Consider the following 23,847-nt stretch of genomic DNA (forward strand, 5'->3'; position numbering starts at 1 on the left):
CGGCCAAACCTTGGTTCAAGCCATGAAACCCGACATGACAGAAACGGAGCAGCTCATGAAGCTCACATCCGACCAGGTGAAGCAGACCGTCAACCAGCTCGGCGCCCAGGTGCTGCCCGACGAGCATCCCGCCATGCCCCAGCTGAACAGCATGTTCGGGGAACATACCTTCTTCGTCGACGAGATGGGATTGAAAGTCCTCGAGCCGACGCCATCGCTCGGCGCGGAGCGCGAAACCGGTGAAGTCGTCAGCCTCGCCGACTGGAGCGATGCGGACTTGACGCGCCTGATGGCGCACGAGCCCGAGCCGACCGGCGTGATCGTGGTGTTCGAGCATGTCAGGCACTGAGACCGCGAGGACGAGGGCCGCGTATGGCCCCCGTCCGGATCGCAGCTGAGCCACCCTTTGGGATGCTGAAGGATGGCCGGATCAGACGCGTGGTGCGTCGCCGATATCAGATCCGGTCGTTGAGAAGGACATTGGACAGCGAGGGGTCGGAGGGATTGGACGTGCCGTTCGATCCCGTCCCGCTGTAGGTCGAATCCGCGAGCGAGGCTTTCAGCGAATCCAGGAATTTCTCGAGCAGATCCGCCGTCGAATTGCCACTCGACGAACTGTTCGTGCCGCTGGACGAGCTGTCGGTGCCGCTGACAGGAGGCGGCGCGTTGAACGGCGGCGGTCCGCCCGCTCCACCTGGTCCGTGCGCGAACGCAGACTTGAAGATACCTTGCAGCTCGGTGGCCTGCTGGTCGGTGAGCTTGCCGGACGACACCTCCTGCCGGATCAGATCATCGATCTTCGACTTGATGCCGTCAGGTCCGCTGCCGCTGGATTGATTGCTTGTCCCGTCTGATTGCAGCGAAGAGTCAATATCGTCGAGCGCGGAGGACAGCGCCGACTGATCGGATGCACTGATCGTGCCGGAACTGACTTCCGATTGCAGCTCGTCTTGCAGTCGCTGCAGGGGCGATGTGTGTTGGTGGTGATGTGTGGAGAGCGCCGAAATCGAGGTCATGGTTGCTATCCGTGCTTTTGGTGGACTCGGGTCGATATTGCCCAAGTCGCATCCAGTCCTGGGTTCGCAGGTTCACCTTGGCGGTTGGATTTGCCCGGTCGGGCGGTGGTAGACACGGGAGCTGGCGCGGAGCCGTTGGAGCCGCGATCCGCCGGTTGCTCAATGTTTCCGTTGAACGATTGGAAATATTTGGAAACAAGATAGATGAGTTTGATACGATACTCTTCCTGTCCTTTTCCCAAAGACGCTCTCATTCGGACCGCTGAATCGCATGTCGACCCTGGAAGCCGCATTGCGAGGAGGAGCGGTCGTCATTCTTCTTTTTCGCGTGGCGATTGCCGCGCGCGATGCACCGCGCAATCCCGTCAGCCGCTATTCCGCACTGCTGAATTTGAGCATCGCGGCCTATGTCGTCGAATCGGCATCCGGCTTCGGTGCGCTGCCTCTGCTTCTGCGCATTCCGGTGCATCTCGTCAGCGGCGGCATGCCGGCCGCATTCTGGATTGCAGTGAGCGCCATCTTCGTCGATGAATTTCGCCTGCGCTGGTACCATTCGCTCGGCGCGCTCGCATTGATGGGCCTCGCGTGGATCGACATGTCCAGGCATCCGATGTCCGTCGATGTAGCGCGCACCGCTCTGTCCGTGTCGCTTCTGCTGCTGGGCATCTGGCATGTGCTGTCTGGGCGCGCGGCCGATCTGGTGGAGAAGCGGCGACGGCTGCGCGTCTGGTATGCCGTCGTCACCGTGCTCTATGCCCTGTTCATTATTGCATCGGACTGGCTCTGGCCCGGCGGCCTGTCCGTGTCATCGCTCAGTCTCGCCAACGCGGCCGGCTTGACGGCGGTGATATTCCTGTTCGCCGTGCTGGGCACGCTGGCCTCGACTGAACCACCGCTGGTGCCCGCGCCTGCGCTGGCGAGCCAGCCGACCGTGATTTCGCATGATCCACCGGCAGCAGTGCCGGCAACCGAACCCGATGCAGCCGAACTCGCGGCGCTGCGCCGCCTGCTCGACCACGACAAGGTCTTTCGCGAGCCGGACCTGAGCATCGCAACATTGTCACGGAAGCTCGAGATTCCGGAATACCGGCTGCGCCATCTGATCAACCGGCAGCTCGGCCATCGCAATTTCAGCGCCTTCGTCAGCGGCTATCGTCTGGCTGAGGTCGAGGCCGCGCTGAGCGATCCCACGCAAGCCGCAGTGCCTATCCTGACCATTGCGCTCGACGCCGGCTTCGGCTCGATCGGGCCCTTCAATCGCGCCTTCAAGGCGCATACCGGCCTGACGCCGTCCGAATATCGGCGAGCTCGTGCCGGCGGTGTGGCAGGGGCCGAAATCTAGCCGTTTCCTGATTTGACGGGCCCTTTGCAGGAATCGGCCAGTCTTCGTTCAGGAATCGGCGCGCCGCGGCGCTTCCCCCGTGCAACTCATGCCCTGCAGGCGAGACGCCTGCGGATGCGAGGTTGCCATGAAGCCATTGATTTCCGTTCTGCAATTTTCCCTTCCCGCCGTGATCGTGATCGCGACGCTGGAGGGTCTCGTCCTGGCCCTGGTGATGCGCCGTGACTACAATTGGCGCGCCTATCTGGCCTCGCTGGTCGATGCGCTCGGCCGGCAATATCTCGTCTACACGCTGCTGCCGCTCAGCATCGCGCAGCCGCTGGTCGATCTGGCCTGGAGCCACCGGCTGTTCACCATCCCGCTCAACAGCGTGCTGTCGGTGGTCGTGCTCGTGATCGCCCAGGATTTCAGCTACTACTGGTTCCATCGCGCCAGCCACCGGGTTCGCTGGTTCTGGGCGACGCATGCGATCCACCATTCCTCGAACGAGTTCAATCTCGCGGCGTCCTACCGCTTCGGCTGGACCGGGAGGCTGACCGGTGCCGCAATCTTCTACGTGCCGATGATCTGGCTCGGCTTCGCACAGGGACCGGTGTTCATCGCAGCCGGCGTCAATCTGCTCTACCAGTTCTGGCTGCACGCGGAGTGGATCCCGAAACTCGGCTGGCTGGAATATGTGCTCAACACGCCCTCGCATCATCGCGTGCACCATGCCTGCAACGCGGAGTATCTCGATCGCAACTACGGCGGCATCTTCATCGTGTTCGACCGGATGTTCGGCACCTTCGTCGCCGAACGCGACGACCTGCCGTGCAATTACGGCCTGGTGAAGCCGCTGCGCTCCAACAATCCGGTCGTCATCGCGTTTCACGAATGGGCGGCGCTCGGGCGCGATCTCTGGCGATCGCCGACCTGGCGGGGCCGGTTCGCCTGCCTGATCGGCCCGCCGGGCGATGGGCCGGCGATGTCGGTGGTCACGACGCCGACGGCGCGCGATGCCGGTCAGAACGTCGACGTTGCGGTGGGATGAAGTGGCGCACCATTCAGAACAAAACCGCGAACCCATATACAGTTGAAATTGCTTGTGATTTTTTCACGCCCGGGGATGCGGCGGCCATCGGCGCCGACGTCGGCCTCACGCGCTGCGGTAGGGAATTTTCAGCACGCCTCACGACAGCGTGCGCCTTTCGCTCCGGGATCGTAGTATTGTCGTCGAACTGTTGAAGCTTCGAGACCGAAGATTTCACGTACGCACTCGATCGCGGCGCTCGAAGAGTGCACTCCAGAATCAGGCTGATGACCGCGACTGCGGTCGGACGGCGCGGCAAATGGAGGACATGATGGCGTGGCGTGACGACAGGGCCCGGGCAACCCTGATCCGCGATGCAGCGGGCAGCGTGCCGCCGGGCAAGAGCCCCCGGGCCTTTGCCGAGCCCTTGTTCGGCTACAGCAATATCGAGGATCTCGCCCATTACGATGCCGCCTCGCTTGCCCTTCTGGCGGAGCACGCCTGGGAGCACGTGCAGCGACGCACGGCCGGCAGCGCCGATATCCGCGTTGCCAATCCGACGTTGCCGAATGGGCGCGAGATTTCCGTGCTGGAGATTCTCAACGACAACATGCCCTTCCTGTTCGATTCCACGATGGCGGAGCTCGCCGAGCAGGGCATCGAAGTCACCCTCGTCGCTCACCCGATCATCGCCGTGGAGCGCGATGACGAGGGCAAGCTGCTCCGCTTCTACGGCGAAGCACTGCCCGAGGGAGTAAAGGGCGCGCGCGAAAGCCTGATTCACCTCCACATCACCCGCCTGGACGCGGATGCCGATCGCCAGAAGCTGGTCGATGGCCTCACCAGAACGTTGAACGACGTCCGCGCCTGCGTCGCCGACTGGCGGGTCATGCGTGACCGCGTCGAGGAAGCGATCAAGACTTTCTCTTCCAATCCTCCGCCGCTGCCGATCGACGAGGTCGCCGAAGCCAACCAGTTCCTGCAATGGCTCTGCGCGGACAATTTCACCTTCCTCGGCGTGCGCGAATATCGCTTCTCGCCGGACAGCGATGGGTCGGACGACATTACGACCGGCGAAGGCCTCGGCATCTTGCGCGATCCGGACGTGAAGGTCCTGCGCCGCGGCAACGAAATGGTGGTGATGACATCGGAAATTCGCCAGTTCATGCGCGAACCGACCCTGCTGACCGTCTTCAAGGCCAATGTCTCTAGCCGCGTCCATCGCCGCATCCGGATGGATTATGTGGGCATCAAGCTCTATGCGCCCGACGGCCGGCTCGAGGGCGAATTGCGCGTCGTCGGCCTGTTTACCTCAGGCGCCTATACCCGCTCGGTGCGGCAGATCCCTTATGTGCGCCACAAGGTTTCGCGGGTGCTGCAGCGCGCCGGCTTCGACCCGAACGGCCATTCGGGCAAGGCGCTCATGCATATCCTCGAAGATTATCCGCGTGACGAGCTATTCCAGATCGACGTCGACACGCTCTACAATTTCGTCATCGAGGTCCTGCTCCTCTACGAGCGCCCGCGCGTCCGGGCGCTGGCGCGGGTAGACAAGTTCGATCGCTTCGTATCCATCCTCACCTTCATTCCGCGCGACAAATACGATAGCGACGTCCGCACGCGCGTCGGAACCTTCCTGTCGCAGGTCTACAAGGGGACCCTGTCAGCTTCCTACGTATCATTCCCTGAAGGCGCGCTTGCGCGCGTCCACTTCATCATCGGGCGCTATGAAGGCAAAACGCCAGTCGTCGAGCGCGCCACGCTCGAAGCCGGGATCAGCGCTATTGCCGCGACCTGGGCCGACAAGCTGAAGGCCGCGCTCGCCGCGTCGACCGACGGCATGCGGGCGCGCATGCTCGCCAACCGCTATGCCAAGTCCTTTAGCGGCGGCTATACCGAGGCTTTCACTGCGGAGCAGGCGATCGCCGATATCGCGACCATCGAAAGGCTGACCCCGGCCCGCCCGGTGACGATTTCGGTTCACCGCGACAAGGGCGAGGACGATCCCAGGCGCTTTGCCCTGAAGGTGTTCTCCGACGCCGCACCGCTATCGCTGTCCTATCGCGTGCCGGTGATCGAAAATCATGGCCTGCGCGTGGTCAACGAACGCACTTATCAGATCGTGCCCGGTAACAGACCCGAGCCGGTCTGGCTGCACGATATGACGATCGAGACCAGCGACGGCCGGCCGATCGACACCAGTCCGGAATTCAGCCATCGTCTGGAAGCCTCGATCATGGCGGTGGTCACGGATCGCGCCGAATCCGACGGGTATAATGCCTTGATCCTGCGCACGGCCCTGGGCTGGCGGGAAGTCTCGACCATCCGGGCGCTGTCGCGCTACTTGCACCAGATCCGCGCTCCCTTCACCCAGGATTATATGTGGGAGACCTTGCGCAAGAACGCCGCGATCACGGCCAGCCTCGTCGCGCTGTTCCAGACCCGCCTCGATCCGCGTCTCGCCGTTACTGATTCCGAGCGCTCGGCAGGCGAGACGGCCCTGCTTGCCGAGATCGAGGAGCAGCTTAAATCCGTTGCCTCGCTCGACGAAGACCGCATCCTGCGCCGTTTCACCAATCTGGTGCAGGCGACCATCCGCACCAATCTGTGGCAGATCGGCGAGGATGGACATCCGCGTCCGGTGATCTCCTTCAAGTTCGATGCGCGCCGAATCGACGACCTGCCAACTCCACGACCTCTCTACGAGATCTTCGTCTATTCACCTCGTCTCGAAGGCATTCACCTGCGCTTCGGCAAGGTTGCGCGCGGTGGCCTGCGCTGGTCCGATCGGCCGCAGGATTTCCGTACCGAGATCCTGGGCCTCGTGAAGGCGCAGCAGGTCAAGAATGCCGTGATCGTACCAGTCGGCGCCAAAGGCGGCTTCGTGCCCAAGCGCCTACCGTCGCCGTCCAATCGCGACCACTTTATGGCGGAAGGCACCGAAGCCTATCGCATCTTTGTTCGCTCGCTGCTCGAACTCACCGACAATCTCGACGGCGACATCGTCGTGCCACCCGATTCGACCGTGCGGCATGACGGCGACGACCCCTATCTCGTCGTCGCCGCCGACAAGGGCACCGCCACTTTCTCCGACATCGCCAACACGATCTCCGCCGAGAAGCACCATTGGCTCGGCGACGCCTTCGCCTCCGGCGGCAGCCAGGGCTACGACCACAAGAAGATGGGGATCACGGCGCGCGGCGCCTGGGAGGCGGTCAAGCGCCACTTCCGCGAGCTCGGCACCGACATCCAGACCATGCCGTTCACCGTGGTCGGCGTCGGCGACATGTCCGGCGACGTGTTCGGCAACGGCATGCTGCTCTCGCCGGCGACAAAGCTTGTGGCCGCCTTCGATCACCGCGACATCTTCATCGATCCCTCGCCGGATCCCACGATCAGCCTCGCCGAGCGGAAGCGCCTGTTCGACCTGCCACGGTCGAGCTGGCAGGACTACGACAAGTCGCTGATCTCGCAAGGCGGCGGCGTGTTCTCGCGCCAGCTCAAGGCGATCCCGCTCGCGCCGGAAGTGCGCACCCTGCTCGATCTCGACAAGCCGCAAGCCACGCCTTTCGAGGTGATGACGGCGATCCTGAAGGCGCGCGTGGACCTCTTGTGGTTTGGCGGCATCGGCACCTATATCCGCGCGGCGGCGGAAAGCGACGATCAGGCCGGCGACCGCGCCAACGATCCGATCCGCATCACTGGCGGCGACGTGCGTGCCCGGGTGATCGGCGAAGGCGCCAATCTCGGCGTCACCCAGCGCGGCCGCATCGAAGCGGCGCAAAAAGGCGTCAAGCTCAACACCGACGCCATCGACAATTCGGCCGGCGTGAACACGTCCGACGTCGAGGTCAATATCAAGATCGCGCTCGCGCGCCTCGAGCGCGAGGGACGCCTCGGCCCCGCTGACCGCAACAGCCTGCTTGCTGCGATGACCGACGAGGTCGGCGCGCTGGTGCTGCGCAACAACTATCTGCAGACGCTGGCGCTCTCGCTCGCCGAGCGCAAGGGCGTCGCCGAGACGGGCTTCCTCGCCCGCCTGATGCAGTCGCTCGAGCAGCGCGGCCTGCTCAGTCGCACGGTGGAGTTCCTTCCTGATGACGCAGCGCTCGCCGAGCGAGCACGGCGCGGCCAAGCCCTGACAAGGCCAGAACTCGCCGTATTGCTCGCCTACGCCAAGCTGACGCTCTACGACGACCTGCTTCTCACCAGCGTGCCGGACGATCCTTATCTCGCCCGCAGACTGTCCCTTTACTTTCCGCGCGAGCTTCCCGACAAGTTCCCGACCGCGGTCGAGCTCCATCGCCTCCGACGCGAGATCATCGCAACCAGTCTCGTCAATGCCGTGATCAACCGCGGGGGCCCGGCCTGCATCGTGCGCCTGACCGACGAGACCGACGCCGATATCTCGACCATCGTCATGGCGCAGGTCGCGGTGGACGCGATCTACGAGCTCAGGCGGCTCAATGACGCGATCGACGCGCTTGACACACGTATCGACGGGCAGCTGCAGCTCAGCCTCTACGCGGCGATCCAGGAGCTCCTGCTCTCCCGCATGGTCTGGTACGTGCGCAACGGCGATTTCAAGGATGGCCTGAACGCGATGATTGCCCGGTTCGCCCCTGCCCTCCGCGAGATCTCCGCCTCACTCGACACCACCCTGCCGCCGGACTTGCAGGCCGTGCGCACCAAGCGGCGGCAGGAGCTGACGGACGCCGGTGTTCCGTCCGGCCTTGCCGGCGAGCTCGCCGATCTCGACGCGCTGGTCTCGGCACCCGATATCGTGACGGTTGCTGAGCGCACCAGCCGCCCGATCGGCGATGCCGCCGCGACCTTTTACGCTGCGGAAGCCGATTTCCGTCTCGACCGCATCATCGCGGCCGCGCGCAACGTGCCTGCCAACGATTATTTCGAACGTATCGCCATCGATCGCGCCGTTGAGCAGATCGCCAGCGCCGAAAGAAGACTGGCCGCGGACATGCTGGCAACCGGCCAGTCCGGCCAGCAGGCTGTCGAGATCTGGCTCGCGGCTCACCCCGGAGCGACGCGCATCCGCCGCTCGGTCGAGGAGATTGCTGCCAGCGGCCTGACGCTCGCCAAGCTGACGGTGGCGGCGAACTTGCTCGGGGATTTGGTCAAAGCCTGAGGGCATGCGAGGCAGCGATGTGAAACATCGAGCATGATCCGGAAAAGTGCGCAGCGGTTTTCCGGAAAGATCATGCCCAATTGTCAGCCGGCGAACGGAGGAATCCAATGATCCATGCTACTTGCCATACCGCCGATAATGTCCGCTGCATCGAGTTCGATGCCATACCCTGGTTCAGCGAGGCTGACGCTCCGAGCATTATCGATTTGGCCCAACGAGGATGGGTCAGCACAGCGATTGCGGATTCCCTCGAGCGCCGACGAGGATATGAACGCTTGCACGACCTCGTTGAGTATGCGGCGAAGCGACTGCAGCCGGAATCCCTGGAGGATCCAACCTGGGAAACCTTCGAGTGCGTCGTCGATGGACCCGACGCCGTGGCTTGGCTCGAGCAAAACCGGCCTGACGTTGTGGCAAGGATTCCGTAAGCCACAGGACGCGCAGCAATCGCGCCGATGATTGGCGGCATCGCAATGGTGCGGAAATGGCGCACCCGACACGATTCGAACGTGTGACCTTTGCCTTCGGAGGGCAACGCTCTATCCAGCTGAGCTACGGGTGCAGCGAGGCCTCATGTAGCCGATTGGCGAGGGGCGGGCAACCGGTCCCTTGGATTGCGATGATGCCATCATGCCAGTGTTTTGCCCGACGCGTCAACGGATTTTCCGAAGTCCGGGATTCGGATCGAGCGACGCGCATTCCAGATAGTCTATCGGCGCGGGGGGAAAATCCCCGATTTCGCTGCGTTCCAGCCGGGCTACCGTCGGATGGATTTTCGCTCATGCTAAGCCATTGATTTAACAGCGGCCGTCTACTGTGCATGGGGTTGTTTTCGCAATCGCCGCGCTTCAGGCCGATTTGCGCGGGGCGAGGCCAGGAACCGGACCGCTGACCGGCACATTGTCCCGGCCGAGGCCTGCGAATTCGGCCAGGATCTGCTCGGAGCAGACGACACGGTTGCGGCCGAGCCGCTTGGCGGCATAGAGCGCCTGGTCGGCCGCCCCCAGCAGCCGGTCGGGGGCGCCGTCGGCCTCGCCGGGGATGTGACTGGCGACGCCGACACTGAGGGTGACGTGGTTGCCGGCCCCATCGGCGCCATGGGCGATCCGCAACGCCATGACGGCGCCGCGGATCTCCTCGGCGATGGCGCAGGCATCGTCGCAACTCATGTCGGGCAGGATCAGCGCGAATTCCTCGCCGCCATAGCGGCTGGCGAGGTCGAGCGGGCGCACCGCGTGGCGGCTGACGACGCGCGCGACCTCGCGCAGGCATTCGTCGCCGGACTGGTGGCCGTGCTCGTCGTTGAACAGCTTGAAATGATCGACGTCGACGAACAGCAGCGCCAACGGCTTCTGCGTCCGCTGCGCGCGTTCCCATTCGGTCATCAGCACCTGATCGAACGAGCGGCGGTTCGACAGCCCGGTCAGCCCATCCTTGGTGGCGAGCTCCTTTAGCGCCATCTCCGCGCGCTTCTGGTCGGTGAGGTCGCGCAGCGTCTCCACCACGGCAATCAGGTTGCCGGCCTCGTCATGGATGGGGCCGGCGTCGATTGCGAGGTAGAGCTGGCTGCCGAGCTTCGGCATCACGCACCAGTTCTCGGCGCTGAAGCCGAGCCCGTTGTGGCCGCGCGCGGCATATTCCGAATAGAACTCCGGCAGCTGTTCGGGCCGGTCGAGCGCGACCAGATCGGCGAGGCAGGGGCGCTTGGTCTCGTAGAAGGCCTGCCAGTGCTTCGTGGTGCCGATCACCTCGGAGGCGGCAACGCCGGTCAGCCGCTCGCACGCCCTGTTCCAGATCACGACACGGCGCTTCGGATCGATCACGAAGGTCGGCACCACCAGGTGCTGCATCAGCCGGACCGCGTAGGAATCCGCCACGTCGACGGTCTTGGGTGACTTCGCCATCTCAGGCCACCGCCGCCACGGGCATGGCGTCGCCCGGACCGAACAGTTCGCGCACTTCGGCCGCCGGCTTCGGCCTGCTGAACAGATAGCCCTGCATCTCCGTGCAGCCGAGCGCGCGCAGCATCTCGCGCTGGGCCTCGGTCTCGACGCCTTCGGCGACCGTGGTCATGTTGCTGGCGGAGGCGATGTTCACCACTGCCTGCACGATCACGGGTGACCCGACGGCGTCGGCGATGTCGGCGACGAAGCAGCGGTCGATCTTGATCTTGTCGAACGGGAAGCGCTTCAGATAGCTCAGCGAGGAATAGCCGGTACCGAAATCGTCGAGCGCGATGCGCACGCCGATCGAGCGAAGCTGGTGCAGGATCGAGAGCGCTGCCTCGTCGTCGCGGATCAGCACGGCCTCGGTGATCTCGAGCTCGAGCCGCCGCGGCTCGAGCCCGGAGGCGGCGAGCGCCCCCGCGATCCGCAGCGCCAGCGTGTCGCATTTGAGCTGCACCGGCGAGACGTTGACCGCGACGCGCACATGGGCGGGCCAGGTCGCGGCCTCGTTGCAGGCCGTGCGCAGCACCCAGTCGCCGATCTCGTTGATCAGGCCGGTATCCTCGGCGATCGGAATGAATTCTGCCGGCGAGACCATGCCGCGCTCGGGATGGCGCCAGCGCAGCAGCGCCTCGCAGCCGGAAACCTCGCCCGAGTCCAGATTGACCAGCGGCTGGTAATGGATCTCGAAGCCGCCGTCGATCAACGCCTGGCGCAGATCCTGCTCCAGGGTAAGGCGGGCCTTGGCGCTCGCATCCATCTCCGGCACGAAGAAGCGGTAGGTGCGCCGCCCTTCCGCCTTGGCGCCGTACATTGCGAGGTCGGCGTTCTTGATGAGCTGGTCGAGATCGGCGCCGTCCTGCGGCGCCAGCGCGATGCCGATGCTGGCGTCGGTGGAGAGCTGGTGGCCGAAGCAGTGATAGGGGCGGCGGATTGCTTCATGGATCCGCGTCACGAACGACAGCACGTCGGCGGACGATTCGATCCCGGTCTGGATCACGGCAAACTCGTCGCCGCCGAGCCGCGCGATCAGATCGCCCGGCTTGAGGCAGGCGCGGATGCGCCCGGCGATCGCCTTCAACAGCTCGTCGCCGACATGGTGGCCGAGTGAATCGTTGATGCCTTTGAACTCGTCGACGTCGATATAGAGCAGCGCGAACTGTTCGCCGCCGGCGGCCTTCTCCAGCTCGCGCTCGATCTGCTCGCGGAACAGTGTGCGGTTCGGCAGATCGGTCAGCGCGTCGTAATGCGCCATATGCGCGATCTTGTCATGGGCGCGCCGCCGCTCGGTGACATCCTCGACGACGTTGATGAGGTAGCGCGGCTCGCCGGAGGAGTCGCGGATGCCGATCCGGGTCGAGGTGATGTAGCGCAGACCCATGGTCTGGCTTGTCCAGGCATGTTCGTCCTTGGACAATCCCTCGGTCGTCTGCAGCGCCTTGCTGTCGTCCTCGGTGACGACCCTGGCGGTCTCATCCGGGTAGATGTCGAAGGGGGTCTTGCCGACGATGGCTTCGCGCGACTGGCCGAATTGCTCTGCGGCGGTGCGGTTGATCAGCAGATATTGCCGTGTCCGGGCGTCCTTCACCGTGATCTGCGACGGGATGTGATCGATAATCTCGCGGAGGAACGTGTAGTTGCGGTCGCGCTCCTGCTCCAGGTTGAGCCGCTCGGTGATCTCCTCGATCGTGGCGACCCATCCGCCCTGCGCCAGCGGTGTATTGATGACCTGAAAGGCGCGGCCGTTGGGCAATTGATGCGTTTTCGTGGCGACCTTGCCTTCGGCGACGTCCCTGATGACCTCGGCGCAAAACGCATCGACGTCGCCGCTGAACGCGTTGCGCTCCTTGCGATGGGACATCGCTTCGGTGATGTGACAGCCCGGCTTGATGATCTCGTGGGAGAGGCCGAACATGTCGGCATAGCGGCGATTGCAGGTGACGATGTATCCGGCGGCGTCGTAGAGGATAAGCCCCTGGGACATATTGTTGAGGGCGGTGTCGAGCCGCAGTCGCTCCGCCTCCAGCCGCTGCTGGGCCTCGCGGTTCTGCCGGTTGATCTGGCGGACGATCATGAAGAGGATCTGCGCGATCACGGCCGCCGAAAGCGTCGCGGTGGTGACCATGAAGCCGGTCTGCTGCCGCCAGTCGGCAAGCGCGGACGACATGGTATTGGTGGCCACGATGACCAGCGGGAAATGCGTCAGCGACGCAGCCGAACCGAGCTTCTCCTCGCCGTCGACCGGGCTCTTGACGCGAAGCGTGTGCTGACCGCTGCGGGTCAGCACCTTCTGCATCAGCGGCGCGCTCTTGTAGCTGGTCCCGATCATCGATTCGACATGCGGGTAGCGCGCCAGCATCACGCCTTCGCGGTCGAACAGCGCGATGGCGGCGCCGTCGGCGAGCGCGACCGAGGCGAAATAACGTTGATAGCTGTCGGGATCGATCCGCCGGACCAGCGCGCCGACGAAAGTGCCGTCCGGCAGAGCGAGCCGGCGCGCCACGATCGTGGTCCATTTGCCGATCAGGAAGCTGCGCACCGATTCCAGCAGCACCGGCTCCGACATCGGATTCGATTTGAAGGTCTGGAAGTAGGCGCGCGAAGACACGTTGATCTTGGGGAGCGGCTGGGCTCGCGACCAGCTGATCAGCTCGCCGTCGGCATCATAGATCGCGATGTCGCCGAGATAGGAGACCGCGCCGATCTTGCCCCTGAGCATCCGGTGGGCCTCAGGCCCCGACATGCGCTCGCGGAACATTTGCGGCGATGTGATCTCCGGCAGGCGCATTTGCCCGATCACGTCGGCCGCGACGACGTCGGAATCTTCAAACTGCTGGTCGAAATGCCGTGCGATCAGCTGCACGGTGTTTTCCAGCTCGCGCTCGCGGTTGGTAAGCGTCTTCTCGCGAAACTCGCCGACGGCCATCGCGGTCACCGCGAAGATGCCGGCGACCAACAACGCGCCCGAGAGAGTCAGCCACAGCACGGGTCCGCGCCGCATGGCAGCGTCCCAGCCGCTCTTCGCGGCCAGAAACATCGCAGCTGCCATCTGTCGAAAAACCCGGCGCATCCCACTCCCTTGGGGGAAGAGAAATACTACGGACAGATGGCGCAATGCTTAGGAAAGCCGGTTACCCATGGCTTAAACCGGTTGCGGATTAATACGGATATCCACCGACACGGGAATCGCGTGACGTCGCGCCACGGTTGTAGGTGGCCCCCACGGCGCGCTGCGCTGTATCGTTAATCGAAGCTTAATGCGAGGCGTCCGCGCTCTTGTCGCCGCCGCCATTGCGCAGTCGCCCGACCACGCCGGTCGGGAAGAAATAGACGCTGGCAATGAACAGCAGACCGAGCCAGAGCAGCCAGCGATCCGGATGCAGCAGTCCCGGCAGCAGCGGCAGGCCGGCTTCGCTTGCCGCCTTGGAGGCGACACCCATCAGCGATTGCAGGTAGTTCTGCGCGAGGATGAAGATGGTGGCACCGATGATCGCGCCGTAGATCGTGCCCATGCCGCCGATCACCACCATCAAGAGAATGTCGAGCATAATGGAGAAGCTCAGCGAGGTGTCCGGCCCCGCATAGCGCAGCCACAGCGCGTTCAGGACGCCGGCGCCGGCGGCGACCAGGGCCGCAAGGCAGTTGGCATAAGTGAGATGGAACACGGTGCGGAAGCCGAGCGCCTCGGCGCGAAAACGGTTCTCGCGGATCGCCTGGAGCACGCGGCCGAACGGCGAGTTCACCACGCGCAGCAGCGCGAGGATCATCAGGGCCGAGACTGCGAACACCAGGTAGAAGGTCAGGATGCGGCCGTTGATCTCGAAGCCGAACAGGCTTTTGGAGACCAGCACCGTGCCGGGGCGGAGCAGCTCCGGCAGCTGGAAGCTGCGTCCGTCCTCGCCGCCGGTGAGCCAGGACAGCTGCGAGGCCAGCACCTGGAAGGCGGAGGCGACGGCGAGCGTGATCATGGCAAAGAAGATCGCGGCGACCCGCAGCGAGAACAGCCCGATGGCGAGGGCGAGCAGCGCGGCCAGCGGCAGGCCGACAACGATACCGGTGGCGACCGCGGCCCAGTTCGGACCCATGCCATATAGCGCGATGGCGATCGCGTAGCTGCCGATGCCATAGAACATCGTGTGGGCGAACGACACCGAGCCGGTATAGCCGAGCAGGAGGTCGTAGGAGGCGACCAGCGCGGCGAACACGCAGATCTTGGCTGCGACGTTCAGCGCTTTCGCACCGGGGAACAGGAACGGCGTGGCCGCCAGCGCCAGGATGATGACGACGAGAACAAGCGTGAGCGCGCGGCTCCGCGGCGGATCGCCCGACAGGATCATCATCGGCTGGTCACCGCATAGAGGCCGCGCGGCCGCCACATCAGAATGGCAACCATCAGCAGGATGTTGGAGACGAGGGCAAGTTTTGGCACCAGGAAGCCGCCGTAATTGGCGACCATCGCCACCAGGATCGCGCCGATGAAGCAGCCGCCGATCGAGCCGAGTCCGCCGATGATGACGACGACGAAAATCAGGACGGTGAGCTCATCGCTCATGGAGGCGTGGACCTGCTCGCGATAGAGCGCCCACATCACGCCGCCGAGGCCGGCCAGCGCCGAGCCCGTCATGAACACGCCGAGGAATAGCCGGCGGATGCGGTAACCGAGCGCCTCGACCATCTCGCGGTTCTCGACGCCGGCGCGGATCAGCAGGCCAAGCTTGGTACGATTGAGCACGAGCTGGATCGCGACGAAGACGGCAAGCCCGATCAGCGTCGCCAGCACGCGGTATTTGGCAATCGCGACGTCACCGAGGATGAAGGAGCCGCGCAGCGAGGCCGGCAGCGGCATCGGGATGATCTGCGGACCCCACAGCGCATAGAGCGTCTGTTCTGCAACAATGAGACCGCCCGTCGTCATCAGGATCTGCTTCAGATGCTGGCCGTACACTGGAAGAATCAGCACGCGCTCGACGACCAGGCCGAGCGCGCCTGATACCGCCATCGACAGCAGCGCTGCCGGCGCCAGCACTGCAAGGTTGACCCAGAGCGAGTCCGCCTGCACGGAGGCTGCGAACGGCGCGAACACCAACGTTGCAATGTAGGCGCCGACAGCGATGAAGGCGCCGTGGCCGAAATTCAGCACGTCCATCAGGCCGAACACCAGCGTCAACCCCGAGGCCATGATGAAGATCATCATGCCCATGGCGAGGCTCGCCGCGGTCAGCGTCAGCCAGGTTGAGGGCGAGCCGATCAGGGGGATCGTGACCAGCGCGAGCGCGACGGGCAGCAGGATCGGCGCGATATCGCGCTTCGGCTTCGGCAGCGGATCGGTTGCAGCGAGTTCGGTCACTGATGTGTCTCCAGGCTCAGGCCGAGCAGCCGCTCCTGCAGCGGCACGTCAGAGGCCAACGTAGCCATCTCGCCGCGGTGGACAATGGTGCCGTTGTCCATCACCAGCACGTTGTCGCCGAGTTCGCGGGCGGCAAAGAAGTTCTGCTCGACGAGGAGAATGGTCGCGCCCTTGCGCTTGATCTCCTTCAGGCACTCGATCAGCGCCATGACGATGGCGGGCGCCAGCCCCTTGGTCGGCTCGTCGACCAGCAGGAGCTGGCGCGGCTCGATGATCGCACGCGCGATCGACAGCATCTGCTTCTGCCCGCCCGAGAGGCTGCCCGCGCGCGACAGCCAGAACCTTCGCAGCGCCGGGAAGAAGCCAAATATCCACTCGAGCTGGGTGTCGTCCATCGGCCCGTCGCGGGCGGCGAGGACGAGATTTTCTCTCACGGTGAGGTCAGAGAACACCGCCATGCTCTCGGGCACATAGCCGACGCCGAGCCGGGCGATGTCAGGCGTGGCGCGGCTTTCGATACGCTCGCCGGCGAGGCTGATCTCGCCGCTGGAGGCCTGCCACAGACCCATGATGGTGCGCAGCGTGGTGGTCTTGCCGGCGCCGTTGCGGCCGAGCAACATTGTGACCTCTCCCTGCGGCACGGCGAGGTCGATGCCCTGGAGAATGTGATAGCGGCCGATATGGGTGTGAACGCCGGAGAGCTTCAAGAGATCGGTCATGCCGCACCCTCACTAGCTTTCCCGGGTGCGACGCCGAGATAGGCCTCCTGCACGATCGGCGAGGCGATCACCTCGGCTGGCGGGCCGTCGGCGACGAGCTGGCCGTTATGCAGCACGATGATGCGGTCGGCGAGCGAGCGCACCACGTCCATCTTGTGCTCGACCAGCAGGATGATCTTGCTCTTGTCCCGCTTGAGCTGCGCGATCAGGTTCAGCACGACCGGCACCTCGTCAATGCTCATGCCGGCGGTTGGCTCGTCGAACATGAAGACTTTTGGTTCGAGCGCGATCATCAGCGCCACCTCGAGCTTGCGCTGGTCGCCATGCGACAGCGCGGTTGCGGTGACGCCGCGGCGATTGCCGAGCGCGACCTGGTCGAGGATGGCATCGGCGCGCGCGATCAAATCGCGGCGGACCATCCAGGGTCGCAGCATGTCGTAATGGGTGCCGCTGGCCGCCTGCACCGCGAGGCGGACGTTTTCTTCCACTGACAAGTTCGGGAATAGATTGGTGAGCTGGAATGCGCGTCCGAGACCCGCACGGGTCCGCAGCGGCGCGGAATGCTCTGTGATGTCGGAGCCGTCGAACAAGATGCTGCCGCTGGACGCACGCAGCTGGCCCGAGATCAGGTTGAAATAAGTGGTCTTGCCGGCGCCGTTCGGCCCCACGATGGCGGTGAGCTCGCCCGGGCGGAACGTGCAGGTGACGTCGTTGACTGCGACATGGCCGCCGAAGCGGATGGTGAGGTCGCGGGTCTCGAGGGTGAGCGTCATGGGAGCCCGGCGAATGATGAAATGAAAATATATCCGCGATCACGCTGCGCCCCCTCCCCCGCTTGCGGGGGAGGGTTGGGGAGAGGGTGTTTCCGCAGACGAGAACCCCCAAGAGAACCCCCAAGAGGAGAGAGCCCTCTCCCGGCCTCTCCCGCAAGCCGGAGAGGTGAAGAAGCACCTACCGCTTGTTCTTAACGGGAACGTCCATGTCCTCGATCTTCAGCTCGCGCACCGGCTCGAGCACGGCCCAGGCGAGGTTCGGATCGACCTTGACCTTGAAGTGATACATGCTTTGTAGCGCCTGATGGTCTTCCTTGCGGAACACCATCTTGCCTTTCGGCGTGTCGAACTCCAGGCCTTCCATCGCGGTGATCAGCTTCTCGGTGTCGGTCGACTTCGCCTTGGTGACGGCGGCGACGACGGACATCGCGGCGGCAAAGCCGCCCGCGGTGAAGAAGTCCGGCGGCGCGTTGAAACGCTTCTGGTGCTCGGCGACGAGCCAGTCGTTCACCGGGTTCTTCGGGATGTCGTAGTAGTAATAGGTCGCGCCTTCCATGCCCGGCATGCCCTTGTAGGCCGCAAGCGCCGGCAGGATGTTGCCACCGGTCGAGAGCTCGATGCCGTAACGCTTCGGATCCATGTCCTGGAGTTTGGAGGGCGGATTGCCGGCGCCTGCCCAGATGATCCAGATGATCTTGCGGCCCGGCTTGTCCTTCAGCGCGTCGAACAGACGCTGCGCGATGGCGGTGAAGTCGGTTGTGTTGGCCGGTGCATATTCCTCGGTCGCGAGTGTCGCGCCGGTCTTGGCCAGCGCTGCCCTGAAGGCGGCGACGCCGTCGCGGCCGAAGGCGTTGTCCTGCGCCAGCGTGGCAACGGTGACGCCCTGCTTGCCGATCGCGACCGCGTTCGAGATCGCGTCCTGCGACGAATTGCGCCCCGTGCGGAAGATATAGCGATTCCACTTCTCGCCGGTAATCTGGTCCGCGACCGCCGGCTCGACGATCAAGATCTTCTTGTTCTCTTCGGCGACGGGGAGAATGGCGAGCGCGGCCGCCGACGAGGTCGTGCCGATCGCGATGTCTGCCTTGTCGTCCTGATAGGCTTCCGCGAGCGCGGCCTTGGAAAGGTCGGGCTTGCCCTGGTCGTCCTTGGTGATGATGACGATCTTGCGGCCGTCGATCATCATGGTGCCCTTGGTGGCGTATTCGAAGCCCATTTGCAGGCCGGTCTCGGTCTGCTTGGCATAGGCTTCCAGTGGGCCGGTCTTGCCGTAGATCAGCGCGACTTTGAGGTCGTCCGCGCGTGCGGAGGTGGCCGCGGCCAAGCCCATGATGGCTGCTGTAAGAATGAGCGATCGACGCACGGTGGTCCTCCCTGAATGAACTGCCTTGATCACAGCGATTTGCACACATGTGCAAACATTGCAATTCCACCTTCCGGCGGAGCCTGCGGTGGGCTCGTGTGGCACAAGGCGCGAGGCTTACCGCCGGTACCCGCCCGCCCGCGAATAGCCCTGGCGGTTCTGCTGCATCGGGCGGGCGGAGATGCTGGCGCGGGATTCGCTCGAGACGGGCGTGGCGAGCTTCAGCTCCTCCAGGAAGATCGGGCGGGCGAAATAATAGCCCTGCGCATAGCGGATCTTGGTCGCGGCCTGGAGATAGGCGAGCTCCTCGTAGGATTCGAGGCCTTCGGCGATCACCGTCATGCCGAGCGCTTCGCTTAAGGACTCGATCGCGCGCAGAATGCCCTGGCTGCGCGGGCGCTTATGGATGTCGGTGATGAAGGAGCGGTCGATCTTGATCTCGTCGGCGGTGATGTCGGCCAGCGCCGACAGCGATGAATAGCCGGTGCCGAAATCGTCGATGGAGATGCCGACCCCAAGCTTGCGGAACATCGGCAGGATTTCGGACTGGAAATGACTCTTGGCGACGAAGGCGTCTTCGGTCACCTCGATCATGAAGCGTTGGGGAAAACCGGTGTCGTCCAGCGCCTGCGCGAAGGTGCGCATGAACTCGGGATTACCGGCCTGCTTGGCGGCGACGTTGATGCTGATGGTCGCTTCCGCGCCAAACATGTCGTTGATCAGGTCGATCGACTTGACGATCTCGGCCAGCACGAGATGAGTCAGCTCGTCGATCAGCCCGAGCTCGGTCGCCAGATTAATGAATGAGCCCGGCGCCTGGATCACGCCCTCGTCGTCGCGCAGGCGCACCAGGGCCTCGATACCCATCACCGCTTGCGTGCGGATGTCGACCTTGGACTGGAACGCGCAGCAGAAGCGCTTTTCGAGAATGGCGAGCCGCAGCGACTGCTCGATCTTCATCCGCGCCAGGGCCTCGCGCTCCATGCCGGCATCGAAGAAGGCGGCGGATCCCTTGCCGTTGTTCTTGATGCGGTACATCGCGATGTCCGCGTTCTGGCGCAGGGTTTCGAAGCTGCGGCCATGATCGGGATGGAGGCTGACGCCGACGGAGGTGGAGACGAACACTTCCGAATTGTCGATAAAGAACGGCGCGGTCAGCCGCTCCAATGTCGCGTTCAGGAATTCGGCGACTTCGTCCTGGCTCTGGATCGGCGAGAGCAGCAGCAGGAATTCGTCGCCCGAGATGCGCGACAGCACGTCGGATTCGCGCAAGTCGCGGCCGAGCCGCTTCGACAGCTCGACCAGCAGCGCGTCGCCAACGGCGTGACCGTAATAGTCGTTGATGTGCTTGAAATTGTCGACGTCGAGGAAGGCCAGGGCGAAGCGCTCACCGGCGCGATCCTGCGCGAGCAGGCTGTTGGCACGATGCTCGATCACGCGGCGCGAGGGCAGGCCGGTCAGCTCGTCGAAATAGGCCGAGCGAAACAGCTGGTCCTCGAAATTCTTCTGCTCGGTGATGTCGGCGGAGGACGAGATCAAGAGCTCGCGGCCGGCGAGCTGGACCGGCCGATGGGTGGTCAGCAGCACCTGGCGCGCGGCGCCGTCCTGGAGCGCTTCTTCGGAGGTGACCGGCTGCCCGGCCCTCAGTGCGCGCTCGCAGGCCGCGCGGCGCTGTGCGAGATCAGGCGACGGACGACTGCCGTCCATGCCGAGCTGGGCGGCCGCGACATCGTTAACCAGGAGAAGCTTGCCTTGCGCGTCCTGCACGGTCAGGCCGGCAGGCAGCATTCTAACGATTTCCTTGAGAAATCCGAGTTCGGCTTCACTCGCGCCGTTATATGCATTGTCGTTCATAGAAGTCATGAATCTTGTTGTTTCAGCGCGCGTTTGCAATGGACGCGATCATGCGCAGTTCCCTCTTAGGTTTGGTTAAGGGGTCCGCAGAAATACTGGGGTGTTTTGGGAGAAACCTGTGGCGTTGCGAGGTGCGCCGCCGATCGTCATTAACAGAAGGTCAATGGCGCTTGCGAAAGCGCGAGGGTCGCGCGCTGTTCTCTTTCGTTTGGACAGATGCAAGCCGTCGTCGACACCTCTGCCGTAGGGAGAGGTGATCCTCATCACTCGTTCTTGGGAATGCGACATTGCATGATGCAATGCAGCCCGGTCTTCAAGTACGAGACCTCGGTCTTGCCGTCGAAGGCGGAGAGCGCTGACTTCAAGAGGTTGGTGCCGAAGCCGGGCTCCGAGATTTTGTCGATGCTTGGACCCCCGGTTTCGTCCCACGTGACGGTCAGGCGATCGTCACTGACGGTCCATGACACCTGCAGCAATCCGCGTGGTGAGGAGAACGCGCCGTATTTTCCGGCGTTGGTGGCGAGTTCGTGAAACATCAGTGACAGCGTCACCGCAAGCTTCGGCGCCAGGAACAGCCGGTCGCCGTTGAGCGTGAAGCGGACGTGGCCGTAAGGGCCGAGCTCGGAAATCAGGAGGTCGCGGATGTCGCAGCCGGCCTTGTCGATCCGCGAGATCAGGTCGTCGGTCGCGGCTAGCGACCGCAGCCGCGGGTCGATCCGGGCCCAGACCTGCGGCTGGTCGTGCAGCACCTGGTGCAGCACGGCGTGCACCGTCGACAGCTTGTTCTTCAGCCGGTGCTGGAGCTCGTCGACCAGGATCTTGCGATAGTCCTCCTCCTCGATCAGGCGCCTGGAGATCCGGCGCTGCTCCGCCAGCATCGTGCGATAGTGCTCGACGCCCCAGATGGTCAGCGCGGAGACGCCCCAATAGAGTGTCAGCAGGGCGAACCGCGCGCGATCGGCAAACGCATCGCCGAAATTCACGACGACGCCGAGCACGCCGCCGACCAGCGCCGTCACCACGCCGATCCGAATGCCTCCGAAGGCGGCGGCAAAGAACACGGCCGGAAAGTACGGGGTGAAGTAGACGTCGGGTCGGACATGCGCGAGGCCCCAGCGTGCCAAGGTCGCAACCAGCAGGCAGGCCACCGCGAACGCAATGCTCAGGCCGAGCGACGGCGGTGCCACGCCTTGCCAGCCCTTGCGGAATTCGGCGATCAGCTTCCCCATGCGCAGCCCGGTTGCGATAGAAGTCCGAAAATCGAGAGACGGGGCATGATGTTACGCATCTCGCATGCGCAAGCAAAGCTTGGCTTGTCGGGAGCCGGCAGGAATAGTGATTGTTGCGGCGCCGATTGTCGTCGTGACGTCATCGATCGGTGTCCGCCATTTGGCTTCAAATCATTCGAAAACAGGGACATTCCATGGGCAGGCTCGACGGCAAGGTTGCGGTGATCACGGGTGCGACGAGCGGGATCGGATTGCGTACCGCGGAAGTCTTCGTTGCCGAAGGTGCCAAAATTGTGATCGTGGGCCGCCGTATACCGGAAGGCGAGGCGCTGGCGAAGCAGCTCGGCGCTTCCTGCGTTTGTGCCAGACGGATGTGACCGTCGAAGTGCAGATGCAGGCGCTTCGCAGGGTGGGCAAAGGCGCTCTCTTCGCGCGCCGTGCCCACCATCGATGTTCAAATGTGGGGAGGTATGGCGGGCACGCTTACGCTTTGCCCACCCTACGAGACCGGGTTTCCGTCATTGCGAGGAGCTCGCGACAAAATTGCGTAGCAATTTTGCGCTGATGCGACGAAGCAATCCAGAATCCCTCTGCGGAAAGATCTTGGATTGCTTCGCTTCGCTCGCAATGACGGGCGTGGCTAAACCGCCTTCACCCGTACCCTTAACCCATCCTTTGGCTTCGGGATCGGCCACATCTGCCAGTCCGGCTTGTAGCCGGGCTCCAGCGACACCTCGATGTTCTGCAGGAAGTGCCGGGCAAAGCATTTCGCCTGCATGTAGGCGAAGTGCAGGCCGAGGCACATATGTGCGCCGCCGCCGAACGGCACCCAGGCGAAGCGGTGACGGTTGCGCTGGGCTTCCTCGGTGAAGCGCAAGGGATCGAAGCGATCCGGCTCCGGCCAGATGTCCTTCATATGGTGCGTAAAGAGCGGATTGACGCCGACCGCGGTGCCGGCGGGGATGGTGTAGCCCTTGAAGGTGAAATCGCGCATCGCGCGGCGCGGCATCGAGGGCACCGGCGGCTTGATCCGCAGCGCTTCCTTGAAGGCCATCTCCGTCAACGGCATCTTTTCGAGATCATCGAAGCTGCTCGGCGCCCCCGGAGAGAGCCCGAGCGCGAGAACTTCCGCGCGCAGCCTGCTCTGCCAGTCCGGATTGGCAGCGAGCTCGCCGATAAAGGACGTTAGCGAGGATGTCAGCGTGTCGTGCGCCGCCATCATCAGGAAGCTCATGTGGTCGATGACGTCCTGGTCGGACAAGAGCGCGCCGTCCTCATGGGTGGCGCGGCAGAGCTGCGAGAACAGATCGTCGCCGCCGTGATTGCCGCGGCGCAGCGGGATCTGCTCGCGGAAATAGGCGATGATACGTTTGCGCCCCCTCACGCCGGCCGCCATCTGCGTGCCGGGCAGGGGACGGCGGATCGGGGCGACCGCAGCGGCGACCATATCGACGAAGGCGCGGTTGATCTCGTCGACCTCGGGCCCGATGTCGGCGCCGAGAAAGGACGTCGCGGCCAGATCCAGCGTGAGCTGCTTCATCGCCGGATAAAGCCGGATCTCGCCCGGATTTGCCTTCCACTGCGCCACCCGTGCCGAAATGCCGCGGTCGAGATCGCTGAGATAGGACTTCATCGGCCCGGACTTGAATGCGACCGAGAGCGCCTTGCGATGCAGCCGGTGCTCGTCGAAATCCAGCAGCATCAATCCGCGCGGAAACAACAGGCCGAGCACCTTGCTCCAGCCATGGGTCGACGAAAACAGCTTCTGCTGGTCGAATAGCACCAGCTCGTTCGCTTCCGGGCCGAGCAGCACGATGTTGGTTTCGCCGAAAATGTGGGTGCGATAGACGAGCCCGTATTTGGCGCCGTTCCGCTCGATATGTCCCTTGGGGTCGGCGAGCACCTTGAAGGTCATGCCGACGATCGGCCAGCCTTCGTCGCCGGGGATATGCGTCAGCTCGTTGCGCCTGGGTGCGGTGTACCCAAGTGCAGGCGAGGCCACATTCTGCATCGACATGACGAATGCTCCGGTTGGCTGACCGACAGGAATCGCGCGACCCGCGGCAATCATACGGCCCGCGCCGAGCCGACCAGGTCAGCATA

At 63.9% G+C, this 23,847-nt stretch carries 16 protein-coding genes, 1 tRNA gene and 1 pseudogene; 6 read left to right on the plus strand and 12 right to left on the minus strand.

Annotated elements, in window-relative coordinates; all coding sequences use genetic code 11:
- Positions 1–55 precede the first annotated feature (55 nt).
- Complete coding sequence (locus ABID59_RS25020; protein WP_148754277.1) at positions 56–349, plus strand: hypothetical protein; 294 nt, start codon at positions 56–58, stop codon at positions 347–349.
- 106 nt (positions 350–455) lie between these two features.
- Here ABID59_RS25020 and ABID59_RS25025 read toward each other — a convergent pair whose 3' ends face one another.
- The gene (locus ABID59_RS25025) at positions 456–1,016 is read right to left on the minus strand and encodes a hypothetical protein (RefSeq protein WP_148754359.1); all 561 of its coding nucleotides are present in this window, start codon (positions 1,014–1,016) and stop codon (positions 456–458) included.
- A gap of 271 nt (positions 1,017–1,287) precedes the next feature.
- On the opposite strand from ABID59_RS25025, the gene ABID59_RS25030 reads away from it, so the two are divergent.
- The 4 genes from ABID59_RS25030 (at position 1,288) to ABID59_RS25045 (ending at position 8,941) form a co-directional block, all read left to right on the plus strand.
- Positions 1,288–2,358: an AraC family transcriptional regulator gene (locus tag ABID59_RS25030; RefSeq protein ID WP_148754278.1), complete on the plus strand. Its 1,071-nt coding sequence runs from the start codon at positions 1,288–1,290 to the stop codon at positions 2,356–2,358.
- Between the two features lie 127 nt (positions 2,359–2,485).
- Positions 2,486–3,388 (plus strand): sterol desaturase family protein, encoded by a 903-nt coding sequence (locus ABID59_RS25035; protein WP_148754279.1) that lies wholly within the window; start codon positions 2,486–2,488, stop codon positions 3,386–3,388.
- Positions 3,389–3,686: 298 nt separating this feature from the next.
- On the plus strand, positions 3,687–8,513 hold the full coding sequence (locus tag ABID59_RS25040; protein WP_148754280.1) for an NAD-glutamate dehydrogenase: 4,827 nt from the start codon (positions 3,687–3,689) through the stop codon (positions 8,511–8,513).
- 107 nt (positions 8,514–8,620) lie between these two features.
- Positions 8,621–8,941, plus strand: coding sequence for a hypothetical protein (locus ABID59_RS25045; protein ID WP_354085147.1), 321 nt, complete (start codon positions 8,621–8,623; stop codon positions 8,939–8,941).
- Positions 8,942–8,998: 57 nt separating this feature from the next.
- On the opposite strand, the gene ABID59_RS25050 is transcribed toward ABID59_RS25045, so the two are convergent.
- The 10 genes from ABID59_RS25050 to ABID59_RS25095 form a co-directional block, all read right to left on the minus strand.
- Positions 8,999–9,075: transfer RNA gene (locus ABID59_RS25050), tRNA-Arg, on the minus strand.
- A gap of 286 nt (positions 9,076–9,361) precedes the next feature.
- A complete protein-coding gene (locus ABID59_RS25055; RefSeq protein WP_354085148.1) occupies positions 9,362–10,417 on the minus strand; it encodes a sensor domain-containing diguanylate cyclase in 1,056 nt (351 codons plus the stop codon).
- Between the two features lies 1 nt (position 10,418).
- Positions 10,419–13,508: a bifunctional diguanylate cyclase/phosphodiesterase gene (locus ABID59_RS25060; protein WP_502916828.1), complete on the minus strand. Its 3,090-nt coding sequence runs from the start codon at positions 13,506–13,508 to the stop codon at positions 10,419–10,421.
- 205 nt (positions 13,509–13,713) lie between these two features.
- Positions 13,714–14,799 (minus strand): branched-chain amino acid ABC transporter permease, encoded by a 1,086-nt coding sequence (locus tag ABID59_RS25065; RefSeq protein WP_187435204.1) that lies wholly within the window; start codon positions 14,797–14,799, stop codon positions 13,714–13,716.
- Positions 14,796–15,806, minus strand: coding sequence for a branched-chain amino acid ABC transporter permease (locus ABID59_RS25070; RefSeq protein ID WP_354085150.1), 1,011 nt, complete (start codon positions 15,804–15,806; stop codon positions 14,796–14,798). The genes ABID59_RS25065 and ABID59_RS25070 overlap by 4 nt, the downstream gene beginning before the upstream one ends.
- Complete coding sequence (locus tag ABID59_RS25075; RefSeq protein ID WP_354085151.1) at positions 15,803–16,525, minus strand: branched-chain amino acid ABC transporter ATP-binding protein; 723 nt, start codon at positions 16,523–16,525, stop codon at positions 15,803–15,805. Before ABID59_RS25075 ends, ABID59_RS25070 begins: the two co-directional genes overlap by 4 nt.
- Positions 16,522–17,298, minus strand: a complete 777-nt coding sequence (locus tag ABID59_RS25080; protein ID WP_354085152.1) for an ABC transporter ATP-binding protein — start codon at positions 17,296–17,298, stop codon at positions 16,522–16,524. Before ABID59_RS25080 ends, ABID59_RS25075 begins: the two co-directional genes overlap by 4 nt.
- A gap of 178 nt (positions 17,299–17,476) precedes the next feature.
- Positions 17,477–18,661: a substrate-binding domain-containing protein gene (locus ABID59_RS25085; protein ID WP_354085153.1), complete on the minus strand. Its 1,185-nt coding sequence runs from the start codon at positions 18,659–18,661 to the stop codon at positions 17,477–17,479.
- A 117-nt stretch (positions 18,662–18,778) separates the two neighbouring features.
- Entirely contained in the window at positions 18,779–20,515 is a 1,737-nt protein-coding gene (locus ABID59_RS25090) for a putative bifunctional diguanylate cyclase/phosphodiesterase (RefSeq protein ID WP_354031376.1), read from the minus strand.
- Positions 20,516–20,778: 263 nt separating this feature from the next.
- Positions 20,779–21,744, minus strand: a complete 966-nt coding sequence (locus ABID59_RS25095) for a sensor histidine kinase (RefSeq protein WP_148754290.1) — start codon at positions 21,742–21,744, stop codon at positions 20,779–20,781.
- 194 nt (positions 21,745–21,938) lie between these two features.
- Here ABID59_RS25095 and ABID59_RS25100 point away from each other — a divergent pair.
- Positions 21,939–22,147: pseudogene (locus ABID59_RS25100) on the plus strand (SDR family NAD(P)-dependent oxidoreductase); the annotation flags it as partial.
- Positions 22,148–22,384: 237 nt separating this feature from the next.
- Here ABID59_RS25100 and ABID59_RS25105 read toward each other — a convergent pair.
- Positions 22,385–23,761, minus strand: a complete 1,377-nt coding sequence (locus tag ABID59_RS25105) for a cytochrome P450 (protein ID WP_354085154.1) — start codon at positions 23,759–23,761, stop codon at positions 22,385–22,387.
- Positions 23,762–23,847 lie beyond the last annotated feature (86 nt).

Source organism: Bradyrhizobium sp. S3.3.6, assembly GCF_040546905.1.
GTDB lineage: Bacteria > Pseudomonadota > Alphaproteobacteria > Rhizobiales > Xanthobacteraceae > Bradyrhizobium > Bradyrhizobium cytisi.

Excerpts from the sequence above, each read along its gene's own strand:
- ABID59_RS25035 (WP_148754279.1), top strand. The coding sequence starts at position 2,486 with ATGAAGCCATTGATTTCCGTTCTGCAATTTTCCCTTCCCGCCGTGATC.
- ABID59_RS25020 (WP_148754277.1), top strand. The coding sequence starts at position 56 with ATGAAGCTCACATCCGACCAGGTGAAGCAGACCGTCAACCAGCTCGGC.
- ABID59_RS25025 (WP_148754359.1), bottom strand. The coding sequence starts at position 1,016 with ATGACCTCGATTTCGGCGCTCTCCACACATCACCACCAACACACATCG.
- ABID59_RS25040 (WP_148754280.1), top strand. The coding sequence starts at position 3,687 with ATGGAGGACATGATGGCGTGGCGTGACGACAGGGCCCGGGCAACCCTG.
- ABID59_RS25080 (WP_354085152.1), bottom strand. The coding sequence starts at position 17,298 with ATGACGCTCACCCTCGAGACCCGCGACCTCACCATCCGCTTCGGCGGC.
- ABID59_RS25065 (WP_187435204.1), bottom strand. The coding sequence starts at position 14,799 with ATGATGATCCTGTCGGGCGATCCGCCGCGGAGCCGCGCGCTCACGCTT.
- ABID59_RS25105 (WP_354085154.1), bottom strand. The coding sequence starts at position 23,761 with ATGTCGATGCAGAATGTGGCCTCGCCTGCACTTGGGTACACCGCACCC.
- ABID59_RS25045 (WP_354085147.1), top strand. The coding sequence starts at position 8,621 with ATGATCCATGCTACTTGCCATACCGCCGATAATGTCCGCTGCATCGAG.
- ABID59_RS25060 (WP_502916828.1), bottom strand. The coding sequence starts at position 13,508 with ATGGCAGCTGCGATGTTTCTGGCCGCGAAGAGCGGCTGGGACGCTGCC.
- ABID59_RS25075 (WP_354085151.1), bottom strand. The coding sequence starts at position 16,525 with ATGACCGATCTCTTGAAGCTCTCCGGCGTTCACACCCATATCGGCCGC.
- ABID59_RS25055 (WP_354085148.1), bottom strand. The coding sequence starts at position 10,417 with ATGGCGAAGTCACCCAAGACCGTCGACGTGGCGGATTCCTACGCGGTC.
- ABID59_RS25095 (WP_148754290.1), bottom strand. The coding sequence starts at position 21,744 with ATGGGGAAGCTGATCGCCGAATTCCGCAAGGGCTGGCAAGGCGTGGCA.
- ABID59_RS25090 (WP_354031376.1), bottom strand. The coding sequence starts at position 20,515 with ATGAACGACAATGCATATAACGGCGCGAGTGAAGCCGAACTCGGATTT.
- ABID59_RS25030 (WP_148754278.1), top strand. The coding sequence starts at position 1,288 with ATGTCGACCCTGGAAGCCGCATTGCGAGGAGGAGCGGTCGTCATTCTT.